This is a genomic window from Streptomyces spongiae, assembly GCF_009377185.1.
Classification (GTDB): Bacteria; Actinomycetota; Actinomycetes; order Streptomycetales; family Streptomycetaceae; genus Streptomyces; species Streptomyces spongiae.
Genome location: NZ_VJZC01000359.1, coordinates 1 through 10,219, shown reverse-complemented (window position 1 = coordinate 10,219; position 10,219 = coordinate 1). Strand labels below are relative to the sequence as shown.

12 protein-coding genes are annotated in these 10,219 nt (G+C 71.2%); 6 read left to right on the top strand and 6 right to left on the bottom strand.

Features of this window, described 5'->3' with window-relative positions; genetic code table 11:
- Positions 1-71 precede the first annotated feature (71 nt).
- Positions 72-866: a methyltransferase domain-containing protein gene (locus tag FNH08_RS34040; RefSeq protein WP_152775381.1), complete on the bottom strand. Its 795-nt coding sequence runs from the start codon at positions 864-866 to the stop codon at positions 72-74.
- Between the two features lie 214 nt (positions 867-1,080).
- Between FNH08_RS34040 and corA the strand changes: the two genes are divergently transcribed.
- Positions 1,081-2,208, top strand: coding sequence for a magnesium/cobalt transporter CorA (corA, locus tag FNH08_RS34035; protein WP_152775380.1), 1,128 nt, complete (start codon positions 1,081-1,083; stop codon positions 2,206-2,208).
- A 90-nt stretch (positions 2,209-2,298) separates the two neighbouring features.
- On the opposite strand, the gene FNH08_RS34030 is transcribed toward corA, so the two are convergent.
- Positions 2,299-2,727 (bottom strand): CBS domain-containing protein, encoded by a 429-nt coding sequence (locus FNH08_RS34030; RefSeq protein ID WP_152775379.1) that lies wholly within the window; start codon positions 2,725-2,727, stop codon positions 2,299-2,301.
- A 130-nt stretch (positions 2,728-2,857) separates the two neighbouring features.
- Positions 2,858-3,499, bottom strand: a complete 642-nt coding sequence (locus tag FNH08_RS34025; protein WP_152775378.1) for a nucleoside/nucleotide kinase family protein — start codon at positions 3,497-3,499, stop codon at positions 2,858-2,860.
- A gap of 153 nt (positions 3,500-3,652) precedes the next feature.
- Between FNH08_RS34025 and FNH08_RS34020 the strand changes: the two genes are divergently transcribed.
- From FNH08_RS34020 to FNH08_RS34010, 3 genes are all read left to right on the top strand, one after another.
- Positions 3,653-4,336: a DUF2293 domain-containing protein gene (locus FNH08_RS34020; protein WP_152775377.1), complete on the top strand. Its 684-nt coding sequence runs from the start codon at positions 3,653-3,655 to the stop codon at positions 4,334-4,336.
- A 78-nt stretch (positions 4,337-4,414) separates the two neighbouring features.
- The gene (locus tag FNH08_RS34015) at positions 4,415-4,894 is read left to right on the top strand and encodes an anthrone oxygenase family protein (RefSeq protein ID WP_152775376.1); all 480 of its coding nucleotides are present in this window, start codon (positions 4,415-4,417) and stop codon (positions 4,892-4,894) included.
- Between the two features lie 238 nt (positions 4,895-5,132).
- Positions 5,133-6,620 (top strand): glutamate synthase subunit beta, encoded by a 1,488-nt coding sequence (locus FNH08_RS34010; RefSeq protein WP_152775375.1) that lies wholly within the window; start codon positions 5,133-5,135, stop codon positions 6,618-6,620.
- 42 nt (positions 6,621-6,662) lie between these two features.
- Here the strand turns inward: FNH08_RS34010 and FNH08_RS34005 are convergent, their stop codons facing one another.
- From FNH08_RS34005 to FNH08_RS33995, 3 genes are all read right to left on the bottom strand, one after another.
- Complete coding sequence (locus FNH08_RS34005) at positions 6,663-7,466, bottom strand: SAM-dependent methyltransferase (protein ID WP_152775374.1); 804 nt, start codon at positions 7,464-7,466, stop codon at positions 6,663-6,665.
- Positions 7,467-7,584: 118 nt separating this feature from the next.
- Positions 7,585-7,857: a DUF397 domain-containing protein gene (locus FNH08_RS34000; protein ID WP_152775373.1), complete on the bottom strand. Its 273-nt coding sequence runs from the start codon at positions 7,855-7,857 to the stop codon at positions 7,585-7,587.
- Positions 7,858-8,718: a helix-turn-helix domain-containing protein gene (locus FNH08_RS33995; RefSeq protein WP_322725957.1), complete on the bottom strand. Its 861-nt coding sequence runs from the start codon at positions 8,716-8,718 to the stop codon at positions 7,858-7,860.
- Between the two features lie 244 nt (positions 8,719-8,962).
- Here FNH08_RS33995 and FNH08_RS33990 point away from each other — a divergent pair, with 244 nt between their 5' ends.
- Both FNH08_RS33990 and FNH08_RS33985 read left to right on the top strand, forming a co-directional pair.
- A complete protein-coding gene (locus FNH08_RS33990; protein WP_322725956.1) occupies positions 8,963-9,682 on the top strand; it encodes an ATP-binding protein in 720 nt (239 codons plus the stop codon).
- Positions 9,679-10,134 (top strand): hypothetical protein, encoded by a 456-nt coding sequence (locus FNH08_RS33985; RefSeq protein WP_322725955.1) that lies wholly within the window; start codon positions 9,679-9,681, stop codon positions 10,132-10,134. The genes FNH08_RS33990 and FNH08_RS33985 overlap by 4 nt, the downstream gene beginning before the upstream one ends.
- Positions 10,135-10,219: the final 85 nt, after the last annotated feature.

Below are 10,219 nucleotides of genomic sequence, written 5' to 3'. Positions count from 1 at the left end.
CGCCGGACCCGCAGGGCCAACAGGCTTGGTGGGCACCTCCATCCGTCCGGAGCACCTCCGTCCGTCCGGACCTACGCCTTCCTCCCCCACGCGGAGATCATCGGGGCCGTGGCGAGGTCCATGCTGCCGGACGCCACGTTCGCGAGGTGCTGTTCGATCTCCTGGTCGGTGGCGAGGCCCGCGGAGACCAGGTGGTCGCGGACCTGAAGGACCGTCGCGGACTCCAGGGCGGCGCAGGCCGGCGAGGCGACCGGGAAATACGCGTCGGCCTGTACGCCACGCAGGCCGGCCTCGCGAAGCAGCCGCGGCAGCCTGCGGCCGTACGCGAGGTCGGTGCCACGCTCGGAGAGCAGGGTGCGAAAGCCCTGGCGCAGCCGGTTGGCCAGCTGCTGCTCGGGGCCGTGCTCCTCAGGGCAGAGCAGGGGCTGGAGGGCCGGATCGGCGTCCTCGATCAGGATCCGCCCGCCGGGCCGCAGCGCCTTGATCATGGAACGCAACGCCTGCTCCCGTTCCCGCACATGGACCAGGACGAGCCGGGCGTGCACGAGGTCGAAGCCCTCGCCGGGCAGTTCGTCCGCGCCCACGTCGTGGACGCGGACCTCGACCGGCGGGCGCGCGGCCGAGGTCATCAGCGAGGTGTCGATGTCGGTCGCGAGGACCTTGCCGGTCGGACCGACCTTCTTGGCGAGCCAGGAGATCACGGAGGTGCCCCCCGCGCCGACCTCCCAGCAGCGCCAGCCCGACCCGATACCGAAGTCCTGGAGGTGCCGGAACGTGATCGGGTCGAAAAGCGTGGCGAAGGCCTCGAAGCGCGCTCCCGCCTCGGCCTGCTGGTTGTCGAGGAGATATTCATCGGTTCGCGTCATGCCGCGATCATCCCATTTATCTGCCTTGTTCAGCGCGGTGACGCTCCCACAGCCGACCCGGGTCAACTCGGGAAACGAAGCGGAACACTCCGTTCCCACAGGCTTACCCGTCACTCGATCGGTGCTGGCAGACTGGCTGCGGCAAGGCGCACAGCGCGGGGCGTCCCGGAGGCGAACCGCGCGTACCAGGGGAGATCCACGCGAGGAGATCCAGATGTCCATGGCAGGGAATCTGCGGAAGGTGACGGGCCTCGGCAGGGTAGGCGGCCTCCGCAGAGTGGCACGGCTGGCACGGCGCCGTGCCCGGGTCGATCTGAGCCACCCGGCCCGCTCCCCGCTGGGCTCCGCGGTGGTCAACTGCGTGACGTATCAGGACGGGGAGCGTGCACCCGGCGGTCGTGACCTCGTCGATGCCGTCGAGCACATCCGCAAGACGGACGACGGCTTCGTCTGGCTGGGGCTGCACGAGCCGACGGCGCGTGAGTTCGCGGGGATCGCCGAGTTGTTCGGGCTGCACCCGCTGGCGGTCGAGGACGCGGTCGAGGCGCATCAGCGCCCGAAGCTGGAGCGATACGGCGAGACGCTGTTCGCCGTGTTCAAGACCGTCTGCTACGTCGAGCACAAGGAGCTGACGGCCACCAGCGAGGTGGTGAACACCGGCGAGATCATGGTCTTCGTCGGCCATGACTTCGTGATCACGGTGCGGCACGGCCGGCACGGCTCGCTCGGACCGCTGCGCGAGGAGCTGGAGGCGAACCCCGACCAGCTGGCCAAGGGACCGGCCGCCGTACTGCACGCGATCGCGGACCACGTGGTGGACGACTATCTGAACGTCACGGACTCGGTCCAGGCGGACATCGACCAGGTCGAGACGGACGTGTTCGCGGAGAACGGCGCCCGGGCCGACCCGGGTCGCATCTACCAGCTCAAGCGTGAACTGCTGGAGCTGAAGCGGGCGGTGGCCCCGCTCGCCCGTCCGGTCCTGGAGCTCGCCACCAGGCCGGAGCGGGTGGTCGCCCCGGAGATACAGGCCTACTTCCGGGACGTCTCCGACCACCTGCTGAGGGCCACCGAGCAGATAGCCGCGTTCGACGAGTTGCTGAACTCGATCCTCCAGGCGCACCTCGCCCAGGTCAGCGTCGCGCAGAACGAGGACATGCGGAAGATCACGGCGTGGGCGGCACTCATCGCCGTGCCGACGATGGTGTGCGGGGTCTACGGCATGAACTTCGAGTACATGCCGGAGCTGCACTGGAAGCTCGGCTATCCGATGGTCTGGGTGGTCATAGCCGTCGCCTGCACCGCGCTGTACCGGGGCTTCAAGCGCAACGGCTGGCTGTGACCTCCCCCGCCCGGGACGGAGGGCCGGGCTCCGACCGTCCGGGGACCGGGCGAGGGTGCGCTCCCAGCGGGCCGGCGACGGCCCGAGGGGTCAGCGCGTGGCGCCCTTAGCGTAGACGCTCTCGGCCCAGAAACCGATCTGTTCCTCGGGCAGGTGCTGGGCCAGGTCGGCCTCACTGATCATGCCGACGAGGCGCTTGTTCTCGATGACCGGAAGCCGGCGGATCTGGTGCCCCGTCATCTCCCGGAGCACATCGCTGACGTCGGCGTTCGCGTCGATCCAGCGCGGCGTGCCCTTGGCCATCTCGCCCGCCGTGACGCGTGACGGGTCGTGCCCCACGGCCACACAGCCCACCACGATGTCGCGGTCGGTCAGGATGCCACAGAGCCTTTCGTTCTCGTCGCTGATGGGCAGGGCTCCGACATTGAGCTCGCGCATCAGCTGCGCGGCACGGTCCAGGGTCTCGTGTGCGGGGATCCACTGGGCGCCACGGTGCATGATGTCTCCGGCAGTGGTCATGAAGTACCTCCCGTTGCCGGACGGCCGGCGCGGCGCGGGACGCACCGCTGGTCCCGGCTCCAACATTCTCGCCGCGCCGCCGGGGGAACGCACCCGGAGCGCCACGGTTCCGGCCGGGCGGCGCCGGGACTCAGCCGCTCCACGCAGGGTGCCGTGGGTCGTCGGCGCGCACCAGGAGGTCCGCCGTCGCCGCCGGGTCGGCCTCCGCCGCGTAGCGCTCGTAGGCGGGGAGTTTCCAGTGCTGGGTCTGGGGGGTACGGCGGGGGGGGGCGCCCGCCGAGAGGAGGACGTGGACCGACAGGTCGAACGGGAACCAGTGCTTCAGGAGGAGGGGACCATGCAGCAGCAGGAGCCCGCCAGGCGGGAGTGGGACGTAGGGGCTGCGGGTGGCGCGGTCGGTGGCGGGGTCCCACAGGTCGGGCAGGACACGGCCGTCGCCACCGGGGTCGAGGGGGCCGAAGACCTCGCGCCACAGGGCGGCCGTGTCGAACCAGCCGCCGTAGTACGCCTCCACGTCCTCGTGCCCGTGTTCGAATCGGAGGGACGCGGGGCGCAGGAAACCGTCCGTGCCGACGACGAGCGAGGGTCGGCCCCGCACGCGCAGCGCCTCGGAGACGCGCTGGGCGAGATCGCCGGGGCGGGCGGCGGGAGCTCCGTCGAAGGCGACGCGGGGCCAGGGGCTGTCGTCGTCCGGCTTCAGGTCGAGCAGGCGGTCGGCGAGGAGGTCGCCGAGCCGTTCCCAGGTGATCGCTTCGAGTCGCACACGGCCCATGATGCCCCGCGGGGCCACCCGGCCCTGAGAGCGGTCAGGGGCGGGAGGCGGACTGCTCGGGTGCGGCACGGGCGGCGGGGAGTCACCGGACGGAGGCCGACGATGAGGCCATGAACTGGGTGAAGTGCCGCTCGAGCCGGGAATGAACCGCGTATGGCAGCACTCGCAACTCCCCCGGTCCGCACCGGGCTTGTCGTGATCCAGGCACTCAGGAAGAAGCACTGCGCCGACTGCGGGAACGGGCCGCTGGCGTTGCTCGTCCTGGAGGACGGCGTGCCGAGGTGTCTCGACTGCGTGGATCTCGGGCATCTGGTGTTCCTGCCGCGGGGTGACACCGCGCTGACGCGGAGATCGCGGGAGGAGAGCGGGCTGTCCGCGGTGGTGGTGCGGTTCAACCGGCGGAGGAGCCGGTACGAGCGGCAGGGCGTCCTCGTCGAGGAGGCGGCGCTCGCCCGGGCCGAGGAGCGGTGCCTGGCGGACGCCGAGGCGAGACGACGGCGCCGGGTGCGGGACGCGCGGCGGCGGGCGATGGAGGACGTGCGGTTCACGGACGCGTTCGCGGCGGAGATCCGGCGGCTGTTTCCCGGCTGCCCCGCCGGGCGGGCGGTGGCGATCGCGGCACACGCCTCGGTGCGCGGCAGCGGGCGGGTCGGGCGGAGCGCCGCGGGGCGGGCGCTGTCCGAGGTGGCCGTGACCTCGGCGGTCATCGCCTCCGTACGGCATCTGGACACGCCGTACGACGAGTTGCTGATGAGTGGTGTGCCCCGGCACGAGGCACGGCGGCGCATCGCGGGAGTGGTGGAGGTGACGTTGCGGGCATGGCGGGATGGTCACTGAGCTCGTACGGCATTTCACTTGTGGTGACGGCAGGGGCCGGGCAGGTTCTGGATTTCGGGGGACGACGCGGGAGTGATCATGATCGATGGGCCGTACTACGTGCTGACGGTGCTGGGTGTACTCGGGACGGGTCTGGTCGCCGGGGTGTTCTGCGGGTTCTCGGCGTTCGTGATGAGGGCGCTCGCCGCGCTGCCGCCCGCGCAGGGGGTGGCCGCGATGCAGGCGATCAACATCGCGGCGCTGAGGCCGCCCTTCATGCTCGTCTTCGCCGGGTCGGCCGTGCTGTGCTCCGTGCTGGCGGTGGTCACGTTCGTGTTGTGGCCGGACCAGGGAACGGTGGAGCTGCTGCTCGGGAGCGCGCTGTATCTGTTGGGGTGCTTCGGGGTCACCATGGTCGCGAACGTGCCGCGTAACGAGGCCCTGGCCAAGCTGGACGCCGGGACGCCGGAGGCCGCCGCGTACTGGCCGACGTATGTGAGCGAGTGGTCGACGTGGAACCACATCAGAGGCGTCGCCTCGGCCGCGGCGGCGATCTTGTACGTGCTCGCCCTGACCTGAGGCGGATACACGCCCTGACCTGAGGCGGCTGCACGAGCGCCGACCCGGGCAGTCCGGGGGTGACAGGCGCGCGCGTGCCTGGACGGAACGGGCCTGCGCCGGTCGGGACGGATACGGCGACCGCGACGTATCGTGGCGGGAAGAGAGTGCCGCCCGAAGGCGTACGGCCTCGCGCAGACCCAAGTCCGCAGGTCGTACGGCCCAGCTGTACGCGTACGCTACGTAAGGGGACACGGCCATGGCCGATCCCAAGGGTTTCATGACCACCCCCCGTGAGGAATGGCCCCGCCGGCCCGTCGAGGAGCGCGTGCGGGACTGGGACGAGGTCTACGTCCCCGGGGCACTGTTGCCGATCATCAGCAAGCAGGCCGACCGTTGCATGGACTGCGGCATACCGTTCTGCCACGACGCCTGTCCGCTGGGGAACCTGATACCCGAGTGGAACGACCTCGTCTCGCGGGAGGACTGGCGGGCGGCGAGCGACCGGCTGCACGCCACGAACAACTTCCCGGAGTTCACCGGGCGGTTGTGCCCCGCGCCGTGCGAGGCCGGATGCGTGCTGGCGATCAACCAGCCCGCGGTCACCATCAAGAACGTCGAGGTGGCCATCGCCGACCGGGCCTGGGAGGAGGGCTTCGCGCCGCCCCGGCCACCGGACCGGCTCACCGGGCGGACGGTCGCGGTGATCGGCTCGGGGCCCACCGGGCTCGCGGCGGCCCAGCAGTTGACGCGGGCCGGGCACACCGTGGTGGTGTTCGAGCGGGCCGACCGGATCGGAGGACTGCTGCGGTACGGCATCCCGGCGTTCAAGATGGAGAAGCGGCACCTGGACCGCCGGCTGGAGCAGATGCGGGCCGAGGGCACGAAGTTCCGTACGTCGACCGTGGTCGGGCGGGACATCGGGGCGGCCGAGTTGCGGGCGCGGTACGACGCCGTGGTGATCGCCACGGGGGCCACCGCGTGGCGTGACCTGGATGTACCCGGGCGGGAGCTGGACGGTGTCCACCAGGCGATGGAGTACCTGCCGCTCGCCGACCGGGTGTGCGAGGGGGACCTCGAGGTCTCGCCGCTGTCGGCCGCCGGGAAGCACGTGGTGATCGTCGGCGGCGGTGACACCGGGGCGGACTGTCTGGGGACGGCCGTGCGGGAGGGCGCGGCGTCGGTGACCCAGCTGGACATCTACCCGCTGCCGCAGGCCGAGCGCGACGAGGACGCCGAGCCGTGGCCGACGTACCCGAAGATCTACCGGCTCTCGGCGGCGCACGAGGAGGCGCGCGACCTGGAGACCGCGCCGGCGGCGGACGCGGACGCCCGGTTGTTCGCGGCCTCGACGCTCCGCTTCACGGGCGACCCGGACGGGCATGTACGGGCGCTGCACCTGGTCGAGGTGGACGCCGCACGACGCCGGCTGCCGGACACCGGGCGCACCCTCCCCGCGGACCTCGTCCTGCTCGCCCTCGGCTTCTCCGGGCCCGACCGGGAGGACGGGATGATCGACCAGCTCGGTCTCACGCTCGACCGGCGTGGTCTGCTCGCCCGTGACGCGGACTTCGCGACCGACGTGCCCGGCGTGTACGCCGCCGGGGACGCCGCCCGCGGGCAGTCACTCGTCGTGTGGGCGATCGCGGAGGGACGGGCGGTGGCCGCCGCGGTGGACCGCCATCTGACCGGTGCGACACGGCTTCCGGCGCCGATCGGTCCGTACGACCGGCCCATGACGGCGTAGCGGCTCCGACCGCCTGCCCACTCCACACGCGCGGGCCCGACGTCACACCTTGCGGCCCACTGCCCCGTACCCGGGAATGACGTCGTCCTCCTGACCCGGCACGGGCCCGCCCAGCTCGGGGTGCCAGTCGGTGACCAGCGAGACACCGGGATCGACGAGGTCGAGGTTCCGGAAGAAACGGCCGACCTCGTCGCGGGAGCGCAGCGCCAGGTTGATGCCGCCGGCCCGGTACGTCTCGACCGCCGCCTTCGACTTCTCCGGGGTGAAGTCCGCCGTGGCGTGCGACACCGTCAGACAGCTGCCCTCGGGCAGCTGGGACAGCAGCCGGTCCACGAGGTCGTACGCGCCGTCCTCGTCGGTGACGAAGTGCAGCAGCGCGACGAGCGAGAGCGCCACGGGCCGGGTGAAGTCCAGGACCTCCCTGGCCCGTTCCACGATGGCGTCCGGCTCCCGTACGTCGCCCTGTACGTACTCGGTCACGCCCTCGGGCGTGCCGCGCAGCAGGGCGGCGGCGTGGGCCAGCACGATCGGGTCGTTGTCGCAGTACACGACGCGGGCGTCGGGCGCGACCCGCTGGGCGATCTGGTGCAGGTTGGGCTCGGTCGGGATGCCCGTGCCGATGTCCAGGAACTGGCGGACACCGTTGTCAGCCAGCCAGCGTATGGCGCGGTGCATGAACGCGCGGTTGACCTTGGCCATCACCGGCGTCCGCGGGTCGAGGGCGAGCATCTTGCGGCCCAGTTCCTCGTCGACGGGGTAGTTGTCCTTGCCGCCGAGGAACCAGTCGTACGTCCGTGCCGGATGCGGCTTGCTCGTGTCGAGCTTCAGTGGGCCCTGCCCGGTCATGGGGAACTCCGTAAGTCGGTACGGCAGTTGGCGATCGATTCCACCAAGTCCACGCTCAATTCATTACCAAAATCAGAAAAGTTGACTGAACGGCTGAACAGCTGGCTCAACAAGGGACTCACGACAGCAGGAAGTCGGCCTCCCCCGCCTTCGCGCCCTTGATGAACGCGTTCATCTCGTCGGGCGTGTAGATCAGCGCCGGCCCGTCGGGGTCGGTGGACTGGCGTACGGCGATCCGGCCGTCGGCGAGTTTCATCGCCTCCAGGCAGTTGCCGCCGTTGCCACCGCTCCACGGCTTGTGCCAGCCCTCGCTGCCCAGTTCCCGGGCGGGCATGCCGTTGTAGACGCGTATGTGCGCCTGCTTGTGGTACTGGGGCTTGATGCGATCCATTCACAGCTCCTTGCGGAGATCCCGGAGGATCTCCTTCGTGCGATGTGCTGTGGCGGCCTGAGCCGCCATGCGGTCCATGACCTCGAGGTGGGTCGCCACCTCGTTGCGTGCGTCCAGATAGACGGCGCCGGTCAGGTACTCGCTGTAGACCATGTCCGGAAGCTCCGGCACGGCGAATCGGAACAGCACGAAGGGCCCGTACGTGCCGGGGTGCGGCCCCCGGTCGAACGGCAGGACCTGCAGCGTCAGGTTGGGCAACTCCGTGGCGTCGAGCAGCCTGTCGATCTGGGCGCGCATGACCTCGGGGCCGCCGACGGGACGGCGCAGTGCCGTCTCCTCCATCACGACCCAGAAACGGGGCGCGTCCTCACGCGTGAGCAGGCCCTGCCGCTGCATGCGCAGCGCCACGTGACGCTCGATGCCCTCGGGGCTGGTCTGCCCGATGGCACCCGACCGCAGGACGCCACGGGCGTAGTCCTCGGTCTGCAGCAGTCCGGGCACGAAGTGGGGTTCGTACGAGCGGATGGTGCTCGCCGCGCCCTCCAGGCTGACGTACATCGAGAACCAGCCCGGCAGGATGTCGTGGAACCGCTGCCACCAGCCGGGTTTGTTGGCGTCCTCGGCCAACTGGACGTAGGCGTCGGCTTCTTCGTCGGAGACCCCGTACGCCTTCAGCAGGAGCTGGAGGTACGGGATCTTGAGAGTGACCTCCGCCGTCTCCATGCGGCGGACCGTGGCGGGTGCGACACGCAGGACGCGTGCGGCCTCCTCGCGCCGCAGCCCCGCCCGCTCCCGCAGGTCCAGCAGGCGTCGCCCGAGGACGACCTGACCGACCGTCGGTGCGGACCGCGGCTCGCTCACCTCACGCCTCCTCGTGGCCCGTTGTGCTGCTCCTCCTGGTCTCGACAGCCCTGCGGCGCCCGTCCGAAGCCTGGCCGTGCCCGTGCGTGTTTACGTGGTCACACACCTGTGCACTCGTGCAGGGATCCAACTGGCGCCGCGTCACGTGCTGTTACCGAGCAGTGTGCCACGACCGTTCAGAGAGTCACACCGCACTCTGCAATTTTCAGAGTGACTCTTGCCAAGTGTTCACGGCGAGGAGATAGTGGCTAACGTGATTCCGCCTGCGCCCTTAGGAACAGATGCCGCCGCAGACCGGTTCGGACCCGGACCGGCGGCTGGGGTGCGCCCCGACGCGGCCGTCGAACGCCGGTTCCGCTTCGAGCTGGCCGCGCACCCGGGTTCCGTGGCTCACGCCCGGAGGATGACGCGCGCCCGGCTGTCCGGCTGGGCGCTCTGCGAGGACACCTGCGACACGGCCGCACTGGTCGTCTCCGAGCTGGTCACCAACGCCATCGTGCACGCGGCCGGCCGCCGGGTCGTCTGCGAGCTGCACGACCGTGACGACCTCGTCCGGATAGCTGTGCGTGACGAGGGCTGCGCTCCGGGCGAGCCGCATCCCTCGCCGCAGCGGGCCGAGGAGGAGCACGGGAGAGGACTGCTTCTCGTCGAGGCCATGTGCCGGGCCTGGGGCGCGCAGGAGGCCGGCCCGGGACTGCTGGTCTGGGCGGACCTGCCGCGCAGGGTCGTCCCGGCTCAGCGTTCCAAGAGCGCGCAGCGCCCGGCGGACTCCGCGCGCGCCCTGCGCGCGGTGCCACCCCCCGCGGACCGCCGCAGGCAGGACACGGCCCCCCGGTCCGATCTGGGCTGGAGCGCGAAGAAGCCACCGGCGGAGGACCGGGGCAACGGCGCGGAGGCGTACCACGAGACGGCGGCCGTCGAGGTCCCCGCGGTCGAGCACGGCCGAGAGCGGGGGAGTGTGTGAGGGCGTCGGCCGGTGCGGACGCGGCGGGTCGTACGGCCCCGGTGGTGTGCCTGGACACCCTGATCCGCCTCCGGCGCGGTCAGCGGACCCCGGAGGCGCTCCGGCGGCTCGCGCTGCCCGAGGGCATGACCGCCCCCATGGGCTGCGACGCGGTCGGGGTCCAGGCGGACCTCGGACCCGAGGTGCTGCCGCGGCTGCCGCGCGTGGGGTGCGTGTACGCCGACGGGACCCGCTGGTGGTGGCTCGTGCCCTCCGACTCCGACTACGCCCTGAAGTGGCCGGAGCCCGTCCGGTACACGGCGGGCGCGGTCCTGCCCGACACTCCGGCCGCCCCCGACCTCATCCACAAGCCCGCCGGCACGATCCCGTACACCCCGCCGATACCGCTCTACCTGGCCCTGTGCCGGGTGACGGGGACGACGCCCACCTGGACGAGGCCGATCAGCGCCTGAGCGGGGACCTGCCGCGGAGTGCCTGAGCGCCGTTCACGTGAGCGCTGTCCGGCCGGGCCGGTGGTGGCGGGCGGGTCTCGGGTCG